Origin of the sequence: Nocardioides sp. cx-173 (assembly GCF_021117365.1) — a bacterium.
Classification (GTDB): domain Bacteria; phylum Actinomycetota; class Actinomycetes; order Propionibacteriales; family Nocardioidaceae; genus Nocardioides.
Genome location: NZ_CP088262.1, coordinates 1,219,770 through 1,243,518, shown reverse-complemented (window position 1 = coordinate 1,243,518; position 23,749 = coordinate 1,219,770). Strand labels below are relative to the sequence as shown.

The window sequence follows — 23,749 nt, the reverse complement described above, 5'->3', positions numbered from 1 at the left end:
CCTGCCACCGACGGTGCCGACAGGCCGGTCCGGGCACGGCCGCGGTCCCCAGCACACGCGGCGGGACGCCCGCCACCGGGATTTCAACCAACGGAAAAGAAAAACCTCTTGGCGGGGAATGGGTCACGTGCCTAGGGTGTTCGGGATGAAACGGAACAGTTCCGTTTCATGGATGCGAGCGCGGAGGAGGACACCATGACCGACGTCGACACCCCCAGCGAGCGGGCCGCCCAGCGACCCCGGGTGGAGGGCGACCGGGAGCAGGAGATCCTCGAGGCCGCCCTGGCGGCGCTCGCGGAGGTCGGCTACGACCGGCTCACGATGGACGCCGTCGCGGCCCGGGCCCGGGCGTCGAAGGCGACGCTCTACCGGCGGTGGAACGACAAGGCCAGCCTCGTGATCGACGCCTTGATGGCCCAGAAGGACGAGTTCGCGGCGCCCGACACCGGCAGCCTGCGCGGCGACCTGGTCGCCTCGTTCTGCGGCATCGGGGGGCTGACCGACACCCGGCAGATCGGGGTCGTCGCCAGCGTGCTGACCGCGATCAGCCGGGACGCGTCGTTCGCGGAGAAGTTCCGCGCCGACTTCATCGCCCCCAAGGCCGAGACGAGCCGGCTCGTCTACGAGCGGGCGCAGGCCCGCGGCGAGCTCGGCCCGGACGTCGACGTCGACCTGCTCGCGACCGCCGTGCCCGGCATCGTCCTGCACCGCCTGTTCCTGCTCGGGGAGCTCCCCGACGAGGACCTCGTCACCCGTGTCATCGACCAGATCGTCCTGCCCGCCGCCACCTGCGGCGCGCAGTCCCAGCCCGTCACGAAAGAAGACTCATGACCGACGTCAAGACGGCCGGGGGGCAGACCCCGGAGCCCACACAGGAGCGCACGCTCCACCTCGGGTGGGCTCTGGTGCTCATCTCGATGGCCCAGCTGATGGTGGTGCTCGACGCCTCCATCGCCAACATCGCCCTGCCGTTCATCGGCGAGGACCTGAGCATCGACCAGGCCAACCTGACCTGGATCGTCACCGGCTACGCCCTGGCCTTCGGAGGACTGCTCCTCCTCGGCGGCCGGCTCGGTGACCTCTACGGTCGCCGCCGGATCTTCATGGTCGGCCTGGTCGTCTTCGCCGTCGCCTCGCTCCTGGGCGGGTTCGCCCAGAACGAGGCGCTGCTGCTCGGGTCGCGAGGACTGCAGGGCCTCGGCGCAGCGCTCGCCTCCCCCGCGGCGCTCGCCCTGATCACGACGACGTTCCCGGCCGGCCCGCCCCGCAACCGGGCGTTCGCCGTCTACGCCGCCATGTCCGGCGCCGGCGCCGCGGTCGGTCTCATCCTCGGGGGCTGGCTCACCGGCCTCGACCCGGTCCTGGGCCTCGAGGGCTGGCGCTGGACCTTCCTGATCAACGTGCCGATCGGCCTCGTGGCGGCGTTCTTGGCGCCGCGCTTCCTCAACGAGTCCGAGTCGCACCCGGGCCAGCTCGACGTCCCCGGCGCCATCACCGGCACGCTGGGCCTGCTCGGCCTGGTCTACGGCTTCAGCCGCGCCGGCGAGGAGGCGCACGGCTGGGGTGACACGTGGACCATCGCGTCACTGGCCGCCGGGGTCGTGCTGCTCGCGGTCTTCGCCCTCATCGAGTCGCGGGTGAAGCACCCGCTGCTGCCGGTCCGGGTCTTCGCCAACCGCACCCGCGCCACCAGCTTCCTGGTGATGGCGCTGGTCCCGGCGGCGATGTTCGCGATGTTCTACTTCCTGAGCCTCTTCATCCAGCTCGTGGTGGGCTACAGCCCCCTGCGCACGGGCTTCGCGTTCCTGCCGTTCTCGGTCGGCATCGTGTTCGGCGCGGCGCTCTCCTCCAACCTGGTGAACCGGATCAACCCGCGCTACATCGCCGGCGTCGGCACGATCATGTCCGTCGCCGCGCTCGTGGGCTTCTCGATGCTCGACGTCCCGACCAGCACCGAGGCCCTCCTGGCCGTGACCCCGGACAACCCGCTGGGCGCCGACGTCAACTACTGGACCGCGATCTTCCCGTTCATCATGCTGATGTCGGTCGGCATGGGCATGGTGTTCGTGCCGCTCACCCTCACCGCGGTGCACCACCTGCGCGCCGAGGACTCCGGCATCGGGTCGGGGGTGCTCAACACGATGCAGCAGGTCGGCGGCGCGCTCGGCCTGGCCATCTTGGGCACGGTCTCGCTGCACTACGCCGAGGGCACCAAGAGCGCCCTCGCCGGCGACCTGGTCGCCCGGGGCCTGCCACCCGTCGATGCGGGGCGGTTGGCCTTCCTCGGCTCGTTCACCGAGGGCGCGGCGGCGGCCTTCCTGGTCGGCGCAGGGCTGATCGCGATCGGCTCGGTGGCCATCTGGGCCTTCCTCAACGTCAAGCACGAGGAGCTCGCCACGGACGGCCCCGAGAGCGGGGTCCACGTCGGCTGACGCCGCTCAGGCTCAGGACAGGTGGCGCGCGCTCGCGGTGAGCAGGCGCAGCGCCGGCCCCGACCACCCGGGCGTCGCGCCGGCCAGGCCGCAGGTGGGCGAGAGGACGAGCGTGTCGCCGAGGGTGGCGACGTCCAGGCCGACCAGGTCGAGCCAGCGCAGCACCCGCTCGGTGACCTCGGTGTCGGTGGGCGCGGTGGCGGGCTCGCGTGACGAGACGACGCCGAGGACGACCGTCTCCCCCGCGTCCAGCGCCTCGGCCAATGCCTCGTGGTCGCGCGCGGAGAGCGTGTCGAGGTCGGCCGAGAGCCCGCGAGCGCCGGCGCCGCGCAGCAGCGCCCACGGGGTCTCGGGGGCGCAGGAGTGCACCCAGGGCTCGGCGTCCTCGGCGGCGACGGCCTCCAGGACCCACTGGAGGTGCTCGGAGGCCTCGGGCGGGTGCACGGTGCGGTGTCGGCCGAAGCCCGACGCCGTGGGCACCCGGCCACCCAGCACGGCGGCCAGCGACGGCTCGTCGACCTGGACGACCAGCCGCTCGACGCCCGGCAACCGCCGTCGCAGGTCGCGGACGTGGCTGCGCACGCCCTCGGCGAGCGACTGGGCGAGGTCGCGGCGCGCACCCACGTCGGAGAGCACCTTGTCGCCGCGCGGCTTCTCGACACTCGCGGAGAGCGTCCACGGGCCGGCGACCTGCACCTTGAAGCTCCCGGTCAGCCCCTGGGCCCGCTCCTCGAGACCGTCGAGGTCCTGCGCGAGCAGGCTGCGCGCGCGGCGATGGTCGACCCCGGAGGCGTCGGTGAGCCGCCAGCCGGCCGGCTGCAGGTCGACGCCGAGACCGTCGGTCACGGCCAAGGCGCGCCCGAGCATGCCGGCGGGTGCGCCGCGACCCGGCACCTCGGGCAGGTGCGGCAGGTCGGTCAGCTCCCCGAGGACCACCCGCACCGCCTCGTCGTACGACGCCTGGTCTCCGCCGGGCATCGACCCGACGCCGGTGGCGATCATGCGGTGGCCGCGATGGTCGCGGAGCCGACAACCCGGCTGCCGTCGTAGATGACGGCGGCCTGGCCCGGCGCGATGCCGAAGGCCGGGTCGAGCAGCTCGATGTCGACGTGCTCGCCGTCGGTCGCCACGACCGCGCGGTGCTCGTCGCCGTGGGCGCGCAGCTGGACGGTGGCGTCCAGGCGCACCGGCACGCTGCCGCACCAGCGCGGCTTGATCCCGCTGAGCCGGTGCACCGCGAGGCGATCGCGCGGACCGACCGTGACCGTGCCGGAGACCGGCTCGATGTCGAGCACGAAGCGCGGCTTGCCGTCGGCCGCAGGCACGCCGAGCCGCAGCCCCTTGCGCTGCCCGATCGTGAAGCCGTAGGTGCCGTCGTGGCGGCCCAGCTCCTCACCGGTGGCGTCGTCGACGATCGCCCCGCCGTGGTTGGGCGCCCGGTCGCCGAGCTTCTCGCGCAGCCAGCCGGCGTTGTCGCCGTCGGCGACGAAGCAGATGTCGTGGCTGTCGGGCTTGTCGGCCACCAGCAGTCCCCGCTCGGCCGCCTCCGCGCGCACCGCCGACTTGGGCGAGTCGCCGAGCGGGAACAGCGAGTGCGCGAGCTGGTGCTGGTCGAGGACACCGAGGACGTAGGACTGGTCCTTGCCGTGGTCGACCGCGCGATGCATCTCGATCAGCCCGTCGGCTCCGGTGCGCAGCTGCGCGTAATGGCCGGTGGCGACCGCGTCGAAGCCCAGTGCCAGCGCGCGGTCGAGCACCGCCGAGAACTTGATCTTCTCATTGCAGCGCAGGCACGGGTTGGGTGTGCGGCCGGCGGCGTACTCGTCCATGAAGTCCTCGACCACGTCCTCGTGGAAGCGCTCGCTGAGGTCCCACACGTAGAAGGGGATGCCGATGACATCGGCCGCGCGGCGCGCGTCGTTGCTGTCCTCGATCGTGCAGCAGCCGCGGGCGCCGGAGCGGTACGACGCCGGGTTGCGCGAGAGCGCCAGGTGGATGCCGGTGACGTCGTGGCCGGCGTCGGCGGCGCGGGCCGCGGCGACCGCCGAGTCGACGCCGCCGGACATGGCGGCCAGGACTCTCATCGGGATGCTGCCCGGGCCCGTTCGACGCACGGGCCGATCGCCTCGATGAGCGCCTCGACGTCGGCCTCGGCCGAGGTGTGGCCGAGCGAGAAGCGCAGCGAGCTGCGCGCCTCGTCATCGGCGCGACCCATGGCCAGCAGCACGTGGGAGGGCTGCGGCACGCCGGCCGAGCAGGCCGAGCCGGTGGAGCACTCGATGCCGCGGGCGTCGAGCAGCATCAGCAGGGAGTCGCCCTCGCAGCCCGGGAAGCTGAGGTGGGCGTTGCCGGGCAGCCGGTGCACGGGGTCGCCGTTGACGATCGCGTCGGGAACCGCCTCGAGCACACCGGCGATCAGCCGGTCCCGCAGCGCGGCGACCCGGGCGGCGTGCTCGGCCTGGTGCTTCACCGCGAGCTCGACCGCGGCCGCGAAGCCGGCGATGGCCGGGGTGTCGATGGTGCCGCTGCGGATGTCGCGCTCCTGGCCGCCGCCGTGGACCAGCGCGGTGACCTCGAGCTCGCGGCGTACGACGAGCGCGCCGACGCCGTAGGGTCCGCCGAGCTTGTGGCCGGTCAGTGTGAGCGCGTCGACGCCCGACTTCGCGAAGTCGATCGGCACCGTCCCGACGGCCTGCACGGCGTCGGTGTGCACCGGGATGCCGTACTCGGCGACCAGCGCCACGACCTCGTCGATCGGCTGCACGGTGCCGACCTCGTTGTTGGCCCACATGACCGAGAGCAGCGCTACGGTCTCCGGCTCCCGCTCGACGAGGACGCGCAGCGCGTCGAGGTCGACCCGCCCGTCGCGGTCGACAGGCACCAGGTCGACCTGGGCGCCCTCGTCCTCGCCGAGCCAGAAGACCGGGTCCAGGACGGCGTGGTGCTCGATGGCGGTGACCAGGATCCGGTTGCGGCGGGGGTCGGCGGCCTGGCGGGCCCAGTAGATGCCCTTGAGCGCGAGGTTGTCGGCCTCGGTGCCGCCGGCGGTGAAGACCACCTCGCCGGGGCGGCAGTTGAGCGCCTGGGCGATGGTCTCGCGCGACTCCTCCACGATCCGGCGCGCCCGGCGTCCCGAGGCGTGCAGCGAGCTCGGGTTGCCGACGTCCAGCAGGTGCGCGGTGAGCGCCTCCACGGCCGGCTTCACCATCGGGGTGGTGGCGGCGTGGTCGAGATAGACGACCCGGTCGGGGCTGGTGGCGCTCATGTCATGGTCCAGCGTACGGCGCGGCCTTCCGCGGCCGGTCGGCAGAGCCGGTCGAGGCGGGATGGATACCGGCTGCCCGGGTATCCCGGGGGCGGTCCTACAGCAGCACCAGGTCGTCGCGGTGCACGACCTCGCGCTCGTACGCCGCGCCGAGGTCGCGCTTGAGGTCCTGCGAGCTGCGGCCGAGCAGCTGCGGCACCTCGTCGGCGTCGAAGTTGACCAGCCCGCGCGCGACGACGGCGCCGTCGGGGCCGGCCAGGTTGACCGGGTCGCCGGCGGTGAAGCGCCCGAGGACGCCGGTGATGCCGGCGGCCAGGAGTGAGGCGCGGCGCTCGACGACGGCACGGACGGCCCCGGCGTCCAGCACCAGCGTGCCCTGGGGGTCGGTGGCGTGGGCGAGCCACAGCAGGCGCGTGGGGCGACGACGGCCGGTGGCGTGGAAGAGGGTGCCGACCGGGTCACCGGCCAGCGCAGCGGCGGCCTGGCCGGCGGCGGCGAGGACGACCGGGATGCCGGCGCCGGTCGCGATGCGCGCCGCCTCGATCTTGGTCTGCATGCCGCCGGTGCCCACGCCGGCCGCGCCGGCGCGGCCGATCTGCACGTGCTCGAGCTCGGCGTACGACGTCACCTCGGGCACCAGCGCGGCGCCGGGCTGCCGCGGGTCGGCGTCGTAGAGGCCGTCGACGTCGGAGAGCAGCACCAGCAGGTCCGCGTGCACCAGGTGCGCGACCAGCGAGGCGAGCCGGTCGTTGTCGCCGAAGCGGATCTCGTTGGTCGCCACCGTGTCGTTCTCGTTGACGATCGGGAGCACGCCGAGCTCGAGCAGCTTGGCCAAGGTGGAGAAGGCGTTGCGGTAGTGCGAGCGGCGGGTCACGTCGTCGAGGGTGAGCAGGACCTGTCCGGCGACGACGCCGTGGCGGGCGAGCTCCTCGGTGTAGCGGTGGACGAGCAGCCCCTGGCCGACCGAGGCGGCCGCCTGCTGGGCCGCGAGGGCCCGTGGGCGCCGCTTCAGCCCGAGCGGTGCGAGCCCCGCGGCGATCGCACCGGACGAGACCAGCACGACCTCGGCGCCGCGGGTGCGCGCCGCGGCCAGGACGTCGACGAGGCGACTGACGGTCGCCGGGTCGATCCCGCCGGCGGCGGTGGTGAGCGACGACGAGCCGACCTTCACGACGATCCGGCGGGCGTCGCTCACCACTGCCCGCGGGCCGGTGGTCATGCGTCGGGGTCGCTCTCAGCCCAGTCGGGGTCGTCGGCGGAGCCGATGGTGTAGGCCTTGGGCCCGAACTTCTCCGGCTTGTCGAGGCGGCGGGCCACGTCGGCGCGGGTCTCGTTCTCCCCGCGCTCGGGCATGGCCTCCTCGATCGCGCGGCGGCGGCCGTGGGCGGGACGCTTCTCCTCGAACCGCTCGTCCTCGCCGCGGCGGGCGAGGTTCTCCGCGCCGGCGTCGATGCCCGGCTTGAAGTCGAAGACCACCGCGTTGTCGTCCTGGCCGATGATGACGGTGTCGCCCTGCTCGGCGCCGAGCTGCAGCAGCCGGGTCTCGACCCCGAGCCGGTTGAGCCGGTCGGCGAGGAAGCCCACGGCCTCGTCGTTGCTGAAGTTGGTCTGGCGCACCCACCGCTCCGGCTTGGTGCCGCGCACACGCCACCCGTCCTCGGTGGGCGTCACCGTGAAGTCGTCGCCGCCATCGGCGCTCGGCGGGCGCAGCACGATCCGCTGCGCCTCGACGACCTCGCGCTCGGCACGCGCCGCCATCACGATCTCGGCCATCGCGAAGGTCAGCTCGCGCATCCCCTCGCCGCTGGCGGCCGAGACCGGGAACACCCGCAGCCCGCGGGCCCGCAGGTCCTCGATGGTGATGTCGGCGATGTCGCGGCCGTCGGGGACGTCGATCTTGTTGAGCGCGACCAGTCGCGGCCGGTCCTCCAGGCCGCCGTAGCGCGCGAGCTCGTTCTCCATGATGTCGAGGTCCTCGACGGGGTTGCGGCCCGGCTCCATGGTGGCGGTGTCGATCACGTGCACCAGCGCCGCGCAGCGCTCGATGTGGCGCAGGAAGTCGTGGCCGAGGCCACGGCCCTCGCTGGCGCCCTCGATCAGGCCGGGTACGTCGGCGACGGTGAACGTCGTGTCGCCGGCAGTGACCACGCCGAGGTTGGGCACCAGGGTGGTGAAGGGGTAGTCGGCGATCTTCGGCCGGGCCCGCGAGATCGAGGCGATCAGGCTCGACTTGCCGGCGCTGGGGAAGCCCACCAGGCCGATGTCGGCGACCACCTTGAGCTCCAGTGCGATGTCCAGCTCGTCGCCCGGCTCGCCGAGCAGCGCGAAGCCGGGCGCCTTGCGCTTGGAGCTCGCGAGGGCCGCGTTGCCGAGGCCGCCGCGCCCGCCCTGGGCGATGACCAGCTCGGTGCCCGGGCCGACTAGGTCGGCGAGGACGTTGCCGTCGGCGTCGGTCACGACGGTGCCGTCGGGCACGGGGAGGACGACGTCGGCGCCGTGCGAGCCGTTGCGGTGTGCGCCGGCGCCGTGGCCGCCGTTCTCACCGCGCCGGTGCGGGCTGTGGTGGTAGTCGATCAGCGTCGTGACGTCCGGGTCGACCCGCAGGATGACCGAGCCGCCGGGGCCGCCGTTGCCGCCGTCGGGCCCGCCGAGCGGCTTGAACTTCTCGCGATGGACCGAGGCGACGCCGTCGCCCCCACGCCCGGCACTCACGTGGAGCGTGACCCGGTCGACGAAGGTGGGGACTGCCATGGTGGCCTCTCAGAGGGTAAGGATGCAGAAATGGCGAAAGGGCGGCCCCGAGACCAGGGACGCCCTATGCGCGCAAGTGGTGCGGGAAAGCGTCAGGTCACTCGCCCGGGACGATGTTGACGACCTTGCGGCCGCGCTTGCGGCCGAACTCCACCGCACCCGCGACGAGCGCGAAGAGGGTGTCGTCGCCGCCGCGGCCGACGCCGCTGCCGGGGTGGAAGTGGGTGCCACGCTGGCGGACGATGATCTCGCCGGCGTTGACTTCCTGGCCACCGAACCGCTTGACGCCGAGGCGCTGGGAGTTGGAGTCGCGACCGTTCTTGGTGGACGCGGCGCCCTTCTTGTGAGCCATTTCGTAGTCCTTCGGGTGTGTCTCGAGCGAAGCTCAGAGAGAGATGTCGGTGACCTTGACCTGGGTGTACTTCTGGCGGTGACCCTGGCGCTTCTTGTAGCCGGTCTTGTTCTTGTACTTCTGGATGATGATCTTGGGGCCCTTGGTCGCGCCGAGGACCTCGACCGTCACCGACGCCTTGTCCAGACCGCTCGAGGTGACGGTCTCGCCGTCGACCACCAGCACCACCGGAAGGGTCACCGACTCGCCGACGCCGGTCGTCACCTTGTCGATCTCGATGACGTCGCCGACGGCGACCTTCTGCTGGGTGGCGCCTGCGCGCACGATCGCGTACACCGCGGTCTCCTTCGTAGGTCTCACTGAACAAGCGGGGCTGCGGCACGCCACGACCACCGGCTGGTGGAGGGGTTGCCCGCAGGATGGGGCAGTTTGGAGCTGAGTGGGCACGCCTAGCGCACCGGGAGTCAATAGTACGGACGCGCCGCCCCCACCGCAAAACGCGGGCTCGGGGCGGCGCCCCGTCTGCTGCTCAGCGCTTGCGGGTGCGCTTCTTGACCGGGACGTGCTCGACCGCGGGACCGCTGTCCGCGTCCTCGCCCGCGTCCACGTCGGCCACCACGTCCGTGGGCGCCTCCTCGGCCGGCTTGGCCGCCCGGCTGCGCCCGCGGGAGCGGGTCACGACCTTCGGCGGCTCCGGGGCCGACACGACCTCGACCGGCGCGGCGGACTCGGCGGCGGGCACCACGACCGGCATCTCGGCCGGCGTGGTGCTGATCGTCGCCGTCGAGCGCGTGGTCCGGCGGGTCCGGGTGACCACCCGCGGGGCCTCCGGCTGGGCCGGCTCGGGCTCGGGCTCGGCGGACGCGGCCGGGTCGGCCGCCTCCTCGGCCTGGGGCGCCGTGTCGGTCTCGACCACGGGCTCGACGACGGGCTCGACCACCGCCTCGACCTCGGTCGCGGTGACGACCTCGGCCACCTCGCCCTCGACCGGCGGGGTCTCGGGCTCGTCGGCCAACGCGTCGACGTCGACGCGCGCGGCGTTCTCCGGCTTGGCCATCGCCGCGATGTCCTTCGGCGAGGGCGCGGCCTTGGGCGCCGGGGCGACCTGCTCGTCGCGGTCGCGGCCGCGGCCGCCCCGCGTACGCCGGCCACCGCCGCCGGTCCCGCTGCCACCGCGCGGGGCGTCGTCCTGGCGGCGCGCCTCGACCGGCTGGTCGTGCAGGATCAGCCCGCGGCCCTGGCAGTGCTCGCAGGTCTCGCTGAAGGCCTCGAGCAGGCCGGTGCCGATCCGCTTGCGCGTCATCTGCACCAGGCCCAGCGAGGTGACCTCCGCGACCTGGTGCCGGGTGCGGTCGCGGCCCAGGCACTCCACCATGCGGCGCAGGACCAGGTCCCGGTTGGACTCGAGCACCATGTCGATGAAGTCGACCACGATGATCCCGCCGATGTCGCGCAGCCGGAGCTGGCGCACGATCTCCTCGGCCGCCTCGAGGTTGTTCTTGGTGACGGTCTCCTCCAGGTTGCCCCCGGAGCCGGTGAACTTCCCGGTGTTGACGTCGACGACGGTCATCGCCTCGGTGCGGTCGATGACCAGCGACCCGCCCGAGGGCAGCCACACCTTGCGGTCCAGCCCCTTGGCGATCTGCTCGTCGACCCGGTAGGCCGCGAACACGTCCGGACGGTCCGCGTCACCGTCGGCGTCGTAGCGCTCGACGCGGTCGGTGAGGTCGGGGGCGATGTGCGACACGTAGCTCTGGACGCTGTTCCAGGCGTCCTCGCCCTGGATCACCAGCTTGCTGAAGTCCTCGGTGAAGAGGTCCCGGACGACCTTGAGGGTCAGGTCGGGCTCGCCGTAGAGCAGCTGCGGGGCCTGGCCCTTGGACTTGCCCTCGATGTCCTCCCAGCGGGCCTTGAGCCGCTCGACGTCGCGGGTGAGCTCCTCCTCGCTGGCGCCCTCGGCGGCCGTGCGCACGATCACCCCGGCGGTGTCGGGGACGATCTCCTTGAGCAGGGTCTTGAGGCGGTTGCGCTCGGTGTCGGGCAGCTTGCGGGAGATGCCGGAGGTGGTGCCGTCCGGGACGTAGACCAGGAACCGGCCGGCCAGGCTCACCTGGCTCGTGAGCCGGGCGCCCTTGTGACCCATCGGGTCCTTGGTGACCTGCACCAGGATCGACTGGCCGGAGGTGAGCACCGACTCGATCTTGCGCGGCTGGCCGTCCTTGTGACCCAGCGCGGACCAGTTGACCTCGCCGGCGTACAGGACCGCGTTGCGGCCCTTGCCGATGTCGATGAACGCCGCCTCCATGGAGGGCAGGACGTTCTGGACCCGGCCGAGGTAGACATTGCCGATCAGCGACGTCTGCGACTCGCGGGCGACGTAGTGCTCGACGAGCACCTTGTCCTCGAGGACGGCGATCTGGGTCAGCTCCTCGCGCTGGCGGATCACCATGACGCGGTCGACCGCCTCCCGGCGCGCGAGGAACTCCGCCTCGCTGACGATGGGGGCGCGGCGGCGCCCGGCCTCGCGGCCCTCGCGCCGGCGCTGCTTCTTGGCCTCGAGCCGGGTGGATCCGGCGATCGCGGTGATCTCGTCCTCGGCCGAGCGCGCCTTGCGGACGCGGGTGACGGTGTTGCTCGGGTCGTCTCCCCCGTTGCCACCGTCGTCGCCCTCGCGCCGGCGGCGGCGCCGGCGGCGGGTGCCGCCCTCGCCGGCGTCGTCGTCGGACTCCTGGGCGGAGCCGCGACCCGCGCCCTTGCCCTGCTTCGCACCGGCGTCGTCACCGCCGTCCTGGGAGTCGGCGGAGTCGGTGGAGTCGTCACCGTCACCGGCCTTGCGGCGACGGCGCCCGCCGCGACGGCGGCGACGGCGGGGACCGCCACCTTCGGCGTCGTCGGTGTCCTCGGTGCTGTCGGTGCCGTCGGGGTCCTCGGTGCTGTCGGTGCCCTCGGAGTCCTCGCTCGAGACGACGGCCGCGTCGGCCTCCTCCGCCTCGGGGGTCTCGGGCGCCGCGGGGACCTCGGTGACCTCGTCGTCCTGTGGTGCGGCGGCGGTCTTCTTGGCCGCGCGCTTGCGGGGGGTGCGCTTGCGGGCCGGCTCCCCGGCCTCGGCCGGCACCTCGAGCTGCGGCTCCTGCGCGGACTCCGCCGCGGGGGCGGCCTCGTCCTCGGGCGGTGCCTCGACGGTCTTGGCGGCCGCACGGCGGCCGCGGGTGCGGGTGGTGACCTTGGTCGCCGCCGGCGTCTGGAACAGCACCATCGGCGCGGCGGCGGCGTCGGACGACGGCGCCTCGGCGGCGGGCGGCTCGGCGGGCGCCTCGACGCTCTCGACATCGACCGGCGCGGCACTGGTCTTCTTGGCGGCGGCGCGCTTGGCGGGGGCCTTCTTCGCCGTCCGCTTGGCCGCGGTCTTCTTCGCCGGGGCCGCCTCGGTCCCGTCGCCCTCGGGTGCGTCGCTCGGCGTGTCGGGCGTCTCGGCGGGCGCCTCGGCCGCCTTCTTGGTGGTCCGCTTCGCGGCAGCCCGCTTGGCGGGCGCCCTCTTGGCGGCCTTCTTCACCGGCGCCGCGGCGTCGGGCGCGGCCGCGCCCTCCGCGCTGTCTGCGCTGTCGGAGGCGTCGGGAGTGGTGGTGTCGTCAGCCATGGTGTTGCTCTCCTCGACCCGGCGGGAGTGCCCGTCCGGGGGGTGTTGGACGCCGTGGACCCGGCAAACAGGGCCGACGGCGCAAAGCCTTCGGGTGGCGGCGACACCCTCCGCAGGTGCGTCACTGGACGTCGGTTCGCCACCTACCGCGGTCGCAGGGCCACAGGCGGGGGTCGCTGTCACCGACTCCCACTGGCCGCGTCGCGGTCCGGCGACGACCTTCCTCCACTGTGCCGACCCACAGGTGCGGAGCCGGCGAGAATGTCGTCGGGTCGAATCAGGCGGCGGCACCTTTCACGAACCACACGCATGGTCATCGACCACGGCGAGTATCGCACAGGGCGGCGCGGCGGCCTATCTCTTCGGGTGAAGCGGGTCGCCGATCTCGCCGGTCTCGGGGTCCAGGGGGCCTTGAGCGAGCCGCGTGAGCAGCGGCGAGGTGACCGGTGGACGACCCGAGGTGCGCGCGAGGCCGGCCAGCACGTCGTCGGGCCGGACCGCGGGCGTGCCGTGCCGCAGGACCAGGTCGAGGCGCGAGCCGCGCTCCCCCACCTCGGCGCTCAGGGAGAGCACGGCCGCGCGGCAGTCAAAGGCGCGCAGGCCCTTCTTGGTCATCCGCTCGACGATGACCTCCTCGGCGGCCAGGAAGGCGGCGACCGCCGTGGCCGCCTCCGCCGGGGGCAGGTCCAGGTCGATCTGCCAGCGGCTCGCCTCCAGCAGGTCGGCGAGTCCGCCGCCGGGCGACTCGACCACCTCGACGACGTCCAGCCCGTCGGGCAGGGCCTCGGCGAGGGAGGCGTGGACCGCCGCCGGGTCGACGACCTCGGCGAGGCCGATCTCCAGGAACTCCGCCTCGCTGGCCGAGCCGGTCGGCGCGGCGCCGGCGTAGGAGATCCGGGGGTGCGGGTTGAAGCCGGACGAGTAGGCCATGGGGACCCGCGCGCGGAAGATGGCGCGCTCGAAGGCGCGGCTGAAGTCGCGGTGGCTGGTGAAGCGCAGCCGCCCCCGCTTGGCGTAGCGGATCCGCAGCTTCTGCACGGGGGGCGCCTGCTGCTCGGGCTGGTCACGCATGGTCGAGCTCCTTGGTCACTGCTAGCACTGGCCGTCTCCGCAGACGTCGAAGACGAAGAGCCCCAGGCCACCCAGGATGAGCAGGCCGACGAGCGCCAGGACCCCGATGACGGTGGCGACGGCACCCAGGGCGAACCCGATCCTGGCCAGATCCTCGCCGGCCGTCTCCCCCTGGGAGGCGGCGATCTCGCGGCGCGCGATGCGGCTGAGCACCATCGCCGGGATGCCGGTCACGAACGAGCAGCCCATGAGCGAGGTGACGCCCAGCACGAGCGAGGCGATGGCGTGGCCGTTGCTCGGCGGGGGTGGCCGCAGGGCAGGAACCGACGGCGAGGCCGGCGGGGGCTGCTCGCTCATCGTGGCTCCTTCATGGCCGGGGAGGGGTAGACGGTACTGACCCGCCGCCCCTGCAGCCATTCGGTGAGCCGCTGCGCCTCGACCTCCAGCAGGGCCCGCCCCTCGGCGGGGACCTCCTCGAGGAGACGCACCTCCACGACACCGTCGGGGTCCTGCACCCAGCAGCCCACGACCCGCCCGTCCCACCAGGCGGTGGTGCCCGCGTTGCCGTTGCGGTCGAAGAGCGCCGGTCCGTGCCCGGCGAGGTAGAAGTCGCGCGACTTCCAGCCCATGACCGTGGGGTCCAGCACCGGCAGCAGCGCGGCCCACGGCTCGGTGGCCGGCACCTCGTCGACGTCCTCGGGAAGCACCCAGCCGGTGGTGCCGCCGTCCAGGGTCACCTCGACCGCGCGGACCTCGGCCAGCGCGCTGCGCACCGCCCCCTTGGTGCTGCCCAGCCACCACTGCAAGTCCTCGACCGTGCCGGGGCCGAACGTCGCCAGCCATCGGCCGACCAGGGCCGCGTAGCCCGCGCCCTCGGGCAGGGCCGCCGGCAGGTCGCCCAACCAGGACCGCATCAGCGTCCACCGGGGACGCGAGGTCCACCAGCTGCCGGCGTTGTGCCCGCGCACGATGTGCCCCTCCACCGCGAGCTGCCCCAGGATCCGCGGCGCGAGCGGGAAGCTGCCGCCGTAGGGCTTGCCGAGCGCGGTGTCGAGCCGGCCCGCCAGGGCCGGCACCTGCTCGCGCAGCTCCGCGGCGGTGAGCGCCCCGGCGGCGGCGAGGTGGGCGAGCGTCGCGGCCCTGGCCCGCGCGAGCCACGCGGCACCGTCGTCGGTCAGGCCGGCCTGCACCGCCTCCTTGGCCAGCCGGGCCGAGAGGGCCGTGGCGACCCGCGCGGAGGCGCTGCCCCAGGCCGCGGGGAGCAGGTCGCGCGGGAAGACGAAGAGGGTGCGGCGCATGGCGAGCTGCTTGACCAGGGTGCGGTCGTCGTAGAGCACCCGGTCGACGTCCTCGACCCGCAGCCCGTCGACCCGGGCGTGCAGCGCGAGATAGACCGTCGCCGGCTCCGTGGCGTGGAGCACCGTCATCGCGCGGGTCGCGGCCTCGGGGTCCGGCAGGCGCAGGGCCGGGGCGAGCCCGTGCCGCCGGCCGAGTCGGGCACGCCGCTCGGTGTCGGAGATGTGCCGCATGCCGCCTATCCTGCCCGGACCAGCCGACAGTCGACGCTCGGGAGGGGGGCCATGAACCGCTGGGTGCACGCCGGGTTCGCGCTGGTCGCGCTGTCGGTGGTCCTCGCGCTGCTCTACCTCGCCCCGGACCCCGATCCGGAGGGGGGACCGCAGCCCGGACCGACCGCGCCTACCGCGCCGACCAGTGCCCCCACCAGCGCGCCGACCCCCGCCCCGAGCACCCCGGTCCCGCCGACGGTGACGGTGACCCCGCCCGGCGCGCCCACGCCGAGCTGTCCTGGCGAGACGGTGCGGCTGCGCGTCGCGACGTTCAACATCCACGGCGCGATCCGGGGCGACGACCGCTACGACCTCGGCGGCATCGCCGCTGAGATCCGGTCCTGGGACGCCGACGTGGTCCTGCTCCAGGAGGTGCACCGCTTCCGTGCGCGGTCCGGCATGGACGACCAGCCGGCCGTGCTCGGGCGGATGCTGGACATGCACTCGGTGTTCGGGCGCAACGTCACCTACGGCGCCCAGGCGCGAGGAGCGCCCCGCCGGGAGTACGGCACCGCGATCCTCAGCCGCCGCCCGATCGTGGGCTGGTCGAACCGGCTGCTGCCCAACCGCCCCGGCATGCAGCAGCGCGGTCTGCTGCGCGCGACCATCCGCATGAGCGGGCACGACGTGGACCTCTACAACACCCACCTCCAGCACGACAGCGCCCCGATGCGTCTGGAGCAGACCGTCGCGATCCGGGAGGTGCTCGCCGAGGCCGGCTCCCCCTTCGTGATCGGCGGCGACTTCAACGCGGTGCCGTGGTCGCCGGCGATGCGGGTCCTGCGCGGCGTCGCCCTGGACGCCTGGCCGCTGGCCGGCGCCGACCCAGGGCTGACCGCACCTCAGCGGGTGCCGCGGATCCGGATCGACTACCTGCTGCACGGCGCCGGGGGCTGGATCCCGGAGCAGGCCCAGGTGGTGCGCTCGGGGATCTCCGACCATCGCGCGGTGCTCGTCGACTACGCCCTGCTGCTGCTCTCCTGCTGACCGACTGGGCGGGCCGCGCCGCGCGGACGGCACCGGAGCCCTAGGGTGTGCGCGTGAGCACACCGACCGGCGGCCCCGGAGACCAGCCCAACCCCTACGGCCAGCCCAACCCGTACGGCCAGCCCTCGGGTCAGCCCACGGACCAGCCGTCCGGCCCCTACGGCGCCCCGCCGACCCAGACCGGCGGCGGCTACGGCGGCGGCTACGGGGCGGCGTACCCCGGCGGCACGCCCGGCGAGCAGCCGCAGAGCAAGGGCATGGCGATCGCGGCGCTCGTGCTCGCCTTCATCCCCTGCGGCCTGACCAACCTGGTCTCGCTCGTGCTCGCGATCGTCGTCCTGGTCAAGAAGAAGGGCGGCAAGGGCCTCGCCATCGCCGCGATCATCGTCGACATCATCGTGATGGGCGTCGTGGCCGCGCTGGTCGCCGGCGGCTTCTGGCTGTTCGGCAACGTCGTCACCGTCGACAACGCCGAGGTCGGACAGTGCGTCAGCACCGACACCAGCGACTCCGACGAGGTGGCCCTCCTCAAGCAGGACTGCAGCGAGCCGCACGATGCGGAGGTCGTGGTCACCGGGAAGCTCACCGCCGACGAGATCACCGTCTACCCCACCGACCCGGGCAAGATCTGCAGCGACCGCTACGCCGAGTCGGGCAAGGACGTCAACGACGTGGCCGGTGACACCGTCCAGCTCCTGACCATGGACCTCTCCCCCGAGGCCGGCGACGCGTTCCTCTGCCTGGTCGAGAACTCCGACGGCAGCAAGCTGGACGCCAAGTAGCGCCGTCCGACCGCAGAGGCTCGACCGACGACTCGGCGCTGTCGCCGCCTCAGACGACCGCGAGCGGGAGGAGCTGCCGGCCGGTGGGGCCGATCTGGATCTCGGTGTTCATCTCCGGGCAGACCCCGCAGTCGTAGCAGGGCGTCCAGCGGCAGTCTTCGACCTCGGTCTCGGACGTCGGGTCGATGGCGTCCTCCCAGTCGGCCCAGAGCCAGTCCTTGTCGAGGCCGGAGTCGAGGTGGTCCCACGGGAGGACCTCGTCGTAGTCGCGCTCGCGGGTGGTGTACCAGTCCAGGTCGACGCCGGTGCCGGCCAGCGCGGTGGCGCAGGACTCGGCCCAACGGTCGTAGGAGAAGTGCTCGCTCCAGCCGTCGAAGCGGCCGCCGTCACGCCAGACCTGCTCGATGACCGCGGCGACGCGGCGGTCGCCGCGGCTGAGCAGTCCCTCGATCGTGCCGGGCTTGCCGTCGTGGTAGCGGAACCCGATGGCGCGCCCGTACCTCTTGTCGTCGCGCACGGCGTCGCGCAGCTTCTTCAGGCGCGCGTCGGTGGTCTCGTGGTCGAGCTGGGCGGCCCACTGGAACGGGGTGTGCGGCTTCGGCACGAACCCGCCGATGGAGACCGTGCACCGGATGTCGTTGCGCCCGGACACCTCGCGGCCCTTGGCGATCACCTTCTTCGCCAGGTCGGCGATCTGGAGCACGTCCTCGTCGGTCTCGGTGGGCAGACCGCACATGAAGTAGAGCTTCACCTGCCGCCAGCCGTGGGAGTACGCCGCCGCGACGGTGCGGATCAGGTCCTCCTCGGTGACCATCTTGTTGATCACCTTGCGCAGGCGCTCGCTGCCCCCTTCGGGCGCGAAGGTGAGCCCGGAGCGCCGGCCGTTGCGGGAGAACTCGTTGGCCAGGTTGATGTTGAAGGCGTCGACGCGGGTGCTCGGCAGCGACAGGGACACGTTGCTGCCCTCGTAGCGGTCCGCGAGGCCCTTGGCCACCTCCGCGATCTCGGTGTGGTCGGCGCTGGAGAGCGAGAGCAGCCCGACCTCCTCGAAGCCGCTCTTGCGGATGCCGTTCTCGACCATCGCCCCGATCGTCTCGATGGAGCGCTCGCGGACCGGGCGGGTGATCATCCCGGCCTGGCAGAAGCGGCAGCCGCGGGTGCAGCCCCGGAAGATCTCCACCGAGAACCGCTCGTGCACGGTCTCGGCCAGGGGCACCAGCGGCTTGGCGGGGTAGGGCCAGGCGTCGAGGTCCATCAGGGTGTGCTTGGTGACCCGGTAGGGGATCCCCGGGCGGTTGGGCACGACCGCCTCGATGGTGCCGTCGGCGGCGTAGGCGACGTCGTAGAACTTCGGCACGTAGATGTTGCCGGTCACGGCGAGGCGGCGCAGCAGCTCGTCCCTGGTCACGGCGGAGCCGCCCGGCCGCAGGCGCTCCTGCTTCCACTCGCGCACGACCTCGGAGATCGCCAGGACGACCTCCTCGCCGTCGCCGAGCACGGCGGCGTCGAGGAAGGTCGCGATCGGCTCGGGGTTGAACGCCGCGTGGCCGCCGGCCAGCACGATCGGGTCGTCGTCGCCGCGGTCGACCGCGTGCAGGGGGATGCCCGCGAGGTCGAGGGCGTTGAGCATGTTGGTGTAGCCCAGCTCGGTGGAGAAGCTGATCCCGAAGACGTCGAAGTCACGCACCGGGCGGTGGCCGTCGACGGTGAACTGCGGGATGGCGTCCTCGCGCATCACCGCCTCCATGTCCTGCCAGACCGAGTAGGTGCGCTCGGCCAGGATCCAGTCCCGCTCGTTGAGCACCTCGTAGAGGATCTGGACGCCCTGGTTGGGCAGCCCGACCTCGTAGGCGTCGGGGTACATCAGCGCCCAGCGGACGGTCGGCCCCTCGGGCGCGCAGTCCCACTCCTTGACGGTGGAGTTGAGCTCGCCGCCGACGTACTGGATCGGCTTCTGCACCGACGACAGCCGGGGCTCGAGACGGGGGAAGACCGAGCCGGAGCTCTCGCGGTCGGGCTCGGGGCGAACGCCGCTCACGGACACAGAGAAACCTCAGAAGCTCAGGGGGAAGGGACCCTCAAGAGTACGTCCGGGTCCCCCCGCGGCGCGAACCGCGCACACCCGGCCCGCCGGTTTCGAGACCCCTCGCGGGGGCACGATGCCTGGACACCGTCACCGACGATCGGGAGCCCGATGAAGGTCCAGGCCATCTGCACGACCCTCCTTCTAGGGGTCGTGCTCGCTGCCGCCACCGGCTGCAGCGACGGGCCGGGGGCCGGCGCGGGCGGCCTGCGCGTCCTGGAGGGCAACGACGCTCGTGCGGTGGCGGGGACCGAGATACCGGTGCTGGTGCCCAACGGGAGCTTCGTGTTCACCGTGAGCGAGCCCGGCGGCGAGCTCCCCGAGGGCGAGCCCGCCGACTCGGCCGGCGACGCCGGCTCCGCCACGTCGTACGTCGGGATCTCGTGGCGCTCCGACACCAACCCACCCGAGTTCGGGCCGGTCCTGCACGGCACGCAGCCGCTGCCGGCGCCGGTGCGGGTCGTCCAGGGCGACGACGAGGCGGAGGTGACCGAGCTCGGCCCGTCGGGTCCGACGGCGACGGACTTCAACTCCAGCGGGGTGGCGTGGGTCGCGCTGGTCGAGGACGGACCCGGGCTCACGCTCGAGGTCGAGTACGACGGTCTGGTCCAGACCTTCGACCTCACCACCGGCGAGCGTGAGGCCGGCCCGGCCGACGGGTTCTACGAGGACACCGGGACCGGGCGCACGGCCTGCCTCGCCGGTGAGCCGGCCGACGCGCGCTGGCGCGCCGACGTCGACTGCAAGGTCACCGAGGTGGCCGCGGTCCCCTACGTCGCGGAGCACGGGTGGGCCGAAGAGGGCCGGACCTGGCTGGTCTTCGGCATTTTTCTGACCCCGGGCGACGACTTCACCTTGACCGAGAAGGGCACGGAGGCCACCTACCGGGTCGCGCGCCAGCAGGGCACGGTCCGGTCCGGCGAGGACGAGGCGGTGGTGCTGTCGCAGGACGGCGACGCGCTCGGTGGCAGCTGGTCGGCGAGCCTGGCCGTCCAGGTCGACGCCGACGCCCCGGCCACCCTGGAGGTGAGCCGGGACTACGACGTGATGCTCGACACCGCCAGCGGACCCGCGGACGTCCCGCCCACCGCGACCGTCACCTACACCGCCACCGTCGACCTCCCGCCCGCCGCCGCCTGACCGGCGGTGGCTGCGGGCTCGGCCCGTCGCCTCCGTAGGGTGGAGCCATGACAGCGACGACGATCCGTGGCCGCTTCCAATGGACCGTCGTCGTGCCGATCGTGGCCGTGCTGCTGCTCGCGGCGACCTGGCAGAGCCACGAGGCCTGGCCGGTGCTGGTGCTGATCGGCGTGGCCCTGGTGGCGTCGGTGATCTCCGCGGTCCACCACGCCGAGGTCGTGGCGCACAAGGTCGGAGAGCCGTTCGGGTCGCTGATCCTGGCGGTGGCGGTCACCGTGATCGAGGTCGGCCTGATCGTGATGCTGATGACCAGCGGCGGCGAGGGCGCCAGCACCTACGCGCGCGACACCGTCTTCGCGGCCGTCATGATCACCGTCAACGGCATCCTCGGGATCTCGCTGCTGGTGGGTGCCGCCAAGCACCACCTCGTCAGCTTCAACGCCGCCGGCACCGGCTCGATGCTCTCGACGGTCATCGCGGTCGCCGCGGTCTGCCTGGTGCTGCCGAGCTTCACGACCTCGGGTGCGGGCCGCGAGTACTCGCCCTCCCAGCTGGCGTTCGCGGCCCTCGCGTCGCTCGCGCTCTACGGTGCCTTCGTGTTCACCCAGACGGTGCGCCACCGTGACTTCTTCCTGCCGGTCACCAGCGACAAGTACGGCCGCGCCACCGGCCTGGTCGACGAGGACGAGGACGGTCACGCCGACCCGCCCAGCAGCCGCGAGGCCTGGATCAGCGCGGTCCTCATGGTGCTCTCGCTGGTGGCCGTCGTCGGGCTGGCCAAGCTGCTCTCCCCCACCATCGAGGACGGGGTGAAGGGCCTGGGCTTCCCCTACGCCGTCGTGGGCGTCGTCATCGCACTGCTCGTGCTGGCCCCCGAGTCGACCGCGGCGATCCGCAACGCGGCGCGGGACCGGGTGCAGATCAGCCTCAACCTCGCGCTCGGGTCGGCGATGGCCTCCATCGGCCTGACCATCCCGACGATCGCCGTGGCCATGATCTGGCTCGACGGCCCGCTCGTCCTCGGCCTGGAGCCGACCCAGATGGTGCTGCTCGCGATCACCGTCGCGGTCGCCACCCTGACCGTGGTGCCCGGACGCGCCAAGGCGCTGGCGGGGTTCGTCCACCTGGTGCTGCTCGCGACGTTCCTGTTCTTGTCGATGCAGCCATGAGCGCACGCCTGCTCGGGGCCCTGGTGCTCGCCGCGGCCGTCCTCGCCGGGTGCAGCGAGGACCCGCCTGCCCGCGACTCCGACCGGGTCGTGCTCAGCCCGGCCGACGAGGCCGGCCACACCCACTCCGGCACCGGCGCCGACGCGCCGCCGGTGGGCACGGGCACCACCCCGGAGGCGGGCGGCTACCGCCTCGAGCTGGTGGGCGAGCTGCCCGAGCCCGGCCGTCCCGGCGACGTGTCGTTCCGGGTCCTCGACCGCTCCGGGCGCGCCGTCACGACGTACGTGCCCGATCAGACCAAGGACCTGCACATGTACGTCGTGCGGTCCGACCTGGCGCACTTCCGGCACCTGCACCCGACGATGGCGCCCGACGGCACCTGGACCGGCCGGGTCGCGCTGCCCACGGCGGGCTCCTACCGGGTGATCGTGGAGTTCCTGCCTGCCGAGGACCCCGATGCCGGCCATGTCGTCCTGGGCGACACCGCCCTGGTGCCCGGCACCTGGACGCCCGAGGCGGTGGCCGACGCCGCCAGCGCCGACGACGGCGTGGTGGCCGTCGAAGCTCCGGAGACCCTGGCGGCCGGGAGCGACGAGCGGATGACGCTCACCGTCTCGGGGGCCGACGGGGACCGCGTGGCGCTGGGCAGCTACCTCGGCACGTTCGCGCACCTCACCGGCTTCCACGCGGGCAGCGGGCGGTTCGTGCACGTGCACCCGTACGGCGCCGCGGAGCCGGCCGGGGAGGGCGACGAGCTGACCTTCCACACCGAGTTCACCGAGCCGGGGCGCTACCGCTTCTTCCTGCAGGTGCGCGTGGACGGCTTCCTGCACCAGGTGCCGTTCACCGCGACCGTCAGCTGACCTCCATCCTCAGCGTCGTGACGGGGTTGACGAACTCGTCCTCGCGCAGGCTCACCTGGATCTGCCACGTGCCGGGGGCCGGGAGCACCAGGTCCGCGGCGTAGGTGCCCGACGCGGTCGGCACGACCGGGACCAGCCCGAGATCCACACGGTCGGAGCTCACTGAGACCTCCGGGGCGGCGTAGCCCTCGAGCGGCTCCCCGGTCGCGTCCTGGAGCTGGATCGTCAAGGTGTTCTGGCCCCGAGTGCCCGGGTCGAGGGTCGCCAGGACCTTCCTCTCGCCGAGCAAGCCGGTGACGACCCGGCTCGGCGCGGGCGCCGCCGCCTCGGCCTCCTCGCGCGGCGACTGGTTGACGAGGAATCCGGTGACCAGCAGCAGCGTCGCCAGCAGGCCGGCCTCCGCCAGCGTGGTGGTGCGGACCTCGCGGGCCAGGGCGAGCCGGTGCTGGTGGCCCCCCGAGGAGCGCACCTGGGGCAGCAGCCGGAACCGGTTGTAGGCGGCGAGGAGGACGACGAGGGCGGCGATGCCGATCTTGACCAGGAGCAGCTGGCCGTAGCGGGTGTCGACCAGCCCGCTCCACGAGCCGAGGATCCGCCAGGCCAGCAGCGTGCCCGTGGCGACGAGCAGCACGAGGACGGCGGCGCCCAGCGTGGAGAAGGCGGCGACGAGCTCGGCCACCCGCCGTGGGCGTGCGGCCACCGCCGGGAGCGCGATCGCCAGGCCGGCGAGGCCGCCGAGCCAGATCGCCCCCGCGGTGAGGTGCACCAGGTCGGTGACGACCAAGAGCGGGACCGGCTCGAAGGCGCGCGTGTGGCCGACCAGGGCCGGCGACCACACCGCCAGCGCCGCACCGGCCGTCGCCGCGACCCGCTCCCGGCGTCCGGGCCGGCTCGCCAGGAGCAGGGCGATCCCCAGGCCGACCGCCTGCAGCAGCAGGACCACGACGTCGTCGAGCACCAGGTCGAGGTCGAGCGCCTGGCGGCTGAGCGTCTCCTTGAACGGCAGCCCCTGCTGGTAGGCGCCCGCCAGTGGCACACAGAGCAGGGACGAGACCAGCGCCAGGGCGACGGCCGCCCGCAGCAGGATGGCGACGGCGCGCTGAGCGCGGTCGGGGAGTCCCGGGCCGGCCAGCCAGCAGAGGAAGACCACGAGCCCCCCGGCCAGGAGCAGACCGACGTACTGCAGCGCCTGGGCGATGCCCAGGTCGCTCTTGCCGCCGGCCTCCGACTCGTCCACCCGCGGCGGTACGACGGTCTCGCTCGGCGAGCCGACCGAGAAGCTCAGCGAGCCGGTGATCGGGTGGCCGTCGGAGGAGACGACCCGCCAGGTGACGACGTAGGTGCCGTCGGCGAGCTCGGCGGGAAGGTCCGTGGTCACGACCTCGTCGCGGGCGCTCGACTCCGAGTCGACGCTCTCCCCCTCGGCGTCGAAGACCTGGACGCCGTCGGCGGTCAGCGAGACCGGCTCGTCGAAGGTGAAGGTGACCACGGCGGGCGCGCTGGCGAGCACCTCGCCCTCGGCGGGGTCGCTCCCGACCAGCGTCGCGTGCGCGGAGGCCGGCGCCGCGCCCGCGAGGAGCGCGAGCGCGACCAGGAGCACCACGAGCAGCCCGGTGGCCCCCCGACGGGCCACCGGGCGCACCCGGTGC

20 protein-coding genes are annotated in these 23,749 nt (G+C 73.2%); 7 read left to right on the top strand and 13 right to left on the bottom strand.

Going from position 1 to position 23,749, the window contains the following annotated elements; translation table 11 throughout:
* Positions 1-195: 195 nt before the first annotated feature.
* On the top strand, positions 196-831 hold the full coding sequence (locus LQ940_RS05975) for a TetR/AcrR family transcriptional regulator (protein WP_231241964.1): 636 nt from the start codon (positions 196-198) through the stop codon (positions 829-831).
* Positions 828-2,432, top strand: coding sequence for an MFS transporter (locus LQ940_RS05970; RefSeq protein ID WP_231241965.1), 1,605 nt, complete (start codon positions 828-830; stop codon positions 2,430-2,432). The genes LQ940_RS05975 and LQ940_RS05970 overlap by 4 nt, the downstream gene beginning before the upstream one ends.
* Positions 2,433-2,444: 12 nt before the next feature.
* Here LQ940_RS05970 and LQ940_RS05965 read toward each other — a convergent pair whose 3' ends face one another.
* The 11 genes from LQ940_RS05965 to LQ940_RS05915 form a co-directional block, all read right to left on the bottom strand.
* Positions 2,445-3,434 carry a methionine synthase gene (locus LQ940_RS05965; RefSeq protein ID WP_231241966.1) on the bottom strand — a complete coding sequence of 330 codons (990 nt, stop codon included), beginning with the start codon at positions 3,432-3,434 and terminating at the stop codon, positions 2,445-2,447.
* Entirely contained in the window at positions 3,431-4,516 is a 1,086-nt protein-coding gene (gene mnmA, locus LQ940_RS05960; protein ID WP_231241967.1) for a tRNA 2-thiouridine(34) synthase MnmA, read from the bottom strand. Before mnmA ends, LQ940_RS05965 begins: the two co-directional genes overlap by 4 nt.
* A complete protein-coding gene (locus LQ940_RS05955; RefSeq protein ID WP_231241968.1) occupies positions 4,513-5,697 on the bottom strand; it encodes a cysteine desulfurase family protein in 1,185 nt (394 codons plus the stop codon). Before LQ940_RS05955 ends, mnmA begins: the two co-directional genes overlap by 4 nt.
* Positions 5,698-5,794: 97 nt before the next feature.
* Positions 5,795-6,916, bottom strand: coding sequence for a glutamate 5-kinase (gene proB / locus LQ940_RS05950; protein ID WP_231241969.1), 1,122 nt, complete (start codon positions 6,914-6,916; stop codon positions 5,795-5,797).
* On the bottom strand, positions 6,913-8,448 hold the full coding sequence (gene obgE, locus LQ940_RS05945) for a GTPase ObgE (RefSeq protein ID WP_231241970.1): 1,536 nt from the start codon (positions 8,446-8,448) through the stop codon (positions 6,913-6,915). Before obgE ends, proB begins: the two co-directional genes overlap by 4 nt.
* A gap of 97 nt (positions 8,449-8,545) precedes the next feature.
* Complete coding sequence (gene rpmA / locus LQ940_RS05940) at positions 8,546-8,800, bottom strand: 50S ribosomal protein L27 (RefSeq protein WP_091027082.1); 255 nt, start codon at positions 8,798-8,800, stop codon at positions 8,546-8,548.
* Positions 8,801-8,833: 33 nt separating this feature from the next.
* A complete protein-coding gene (gene rplU, locus LQ940_RS05935; RefSeq protein ID WP_231241971.1) occupies positions 8,834-9,136 on the bottom strand; it encodes a 50S ribosomal protein L21 in 303 nt (100 codons plus the stop codon).
* Positions 9,137-9,329: 193 nt separating this feature from the next.
* Entirely contained in the window at positions 9,330-12,437 is a 3,108-nt protein-coding gene (locus LQ940_RS05930) for an Rne/Rng family ribonuclease (protein ID WP_231241972.1), read from the bottom strand.
* Positions 12,438-12,791: 354 nt separating this feature from the next.
* On the bottom strand, positions 12,792-13,508 hold the full coding sequence (locus LQ940_RS05925; RefSeq protein WP_231241973.1) for a TIGR03936 family radical SAM-associated protein: 717 nt from the start codon (positions 13,506-13,508) through the stop codon (positions 12,792-12,794).
* A gap of 21 nt (positions 13,509-13,529) precedes the next feature.
* Positions 13,530-13,865, bottom strand: coding sequence for a DUF4190 domain-containing protein (locus LQ940_RS05920; RefSeq protein ID WP_231241974.1), 336 nt, complete (start codon positions 13,863-13,865; stop codon positions 13,530-13,532).
* Entirely contained in the window at positions 13,862-15,037 is a 1,176-nt protein-coding gene (locus LQ940_RS05915; protein ID WP_231241975.1) for a winged helix DNA-binding domain-containing protein, read from the bottom strand. Before LQ940_RS05915 ends, LQ940_RS05920 begins: the two co-directional genes overlap by 4 nt.
* Before the next feature lie 51 nt (positions 15,038-15,088).
* Between LQ940_RS05915 and LQ940_RS05910 the strand changes: the two genes are divergently transcribed.
* Positions 15,089-16,063, top strand: coding sequence for an endonuclease/exonuclease/phosphatase family protein (locus tag LQ940_RS05910; RefSeq protein WP_231241976.1), 975 nt, complete (start codon positions 15,089-15,091; stop codon positions 16,061-16,063).
* Positions 16,064-16,116: 53 nt separating this feature from the next.
* Positions 16,117-16,845 (top strand): PT domain-containing protein, encoded by a 729-nt coding sequence (locus LQ940_RS05905; protein WP_231241977.1) that lies wholly within the window; start codon positions 16,117-16,119, stop codon positions 16,843-16,845.
* Between the two features lie 49 nt (positions 16,846-16,894).
* Here the strand turns inward: LQ940_RS05905 and LQ940_RS05900 are convergent, their stop codons facing one another.
* Positions 16,895-18,883 carry a TIGR03960 family B12-binding radical SAM protein gene (locus LQ940_RS05900; protein WP_231241978.1) on the bottom strand — a complete coding sequence of 663 codons (1,989 nt, stop codon included), beginning with the start codon at positions 18,881-18,883 and terminating at the stop codon, positions 16,895-16,897.
* A gap of 156 nt (positions 18,884-19,039) precedes the next feature.
* Between LQ940_RS05900 and LQ940_RS05895 the strand changes: the two genes are divergently transcribed.
* From LQ940_RS05895 to LQ940_RS05885, 3 genes are read left to right on the top strand one after another with little or no spacing between them, the layout of a single operon-like run.
* Entirely contained in the window at positions 19,040-20,068 is a 1,029-nt protein-coding gene (locus tag LQ940_RS05895) for a hypothetical protein (protein WP_231241979.1), read from the top strand.
* 47 nt (positions 20,069-20,115) lie between these two features.
* The gene (locus tag LQ940_RS05890) at positions 20,116-21,237 is read left to right on the top strand and encodes a calcium:proton antiporter (protein WP_231241980.1); all 1,122 of its coding nucleotides are present in this window, start codon (positions 20,116-20,118) and stop codon (positions 21,235-21,237) included.
* Positions 21,234-22,100 (top strand): hypothetical protein, encoded by an 867-nt coding sequence (locus LQ940_RS05885; RefSeq protein ID WP_231241981.1) that lies wholly within the window; start codon positions 21,234-21,236, stop codon positions 22,098-22,100. Before LQ940_RS05890 ends, LQ940_RS05885 begins: the two co-directional genes overlap by 4 nt.
* Here the strand turns inward: LQ940_RS05885 and LQ940_RS05880 are convergent.
* On the bottom strand, positions 22,093-23,733 hold the full coding sequence (locus LQ940_RS05880) for a copper resistance CopC/CopD family protein (RefSeq protein WP_231241982.1): 1,641 nt from the start codon (positions 23,731-23,733) through the stop codon (positions 22,093-22,095). The genes LQ940_RS05885 and LQ940_RS05880 overlap by 8 nt on opposite strands.
* Positions 23,734-23,749 lie beyond the last annotated feature (16 nt).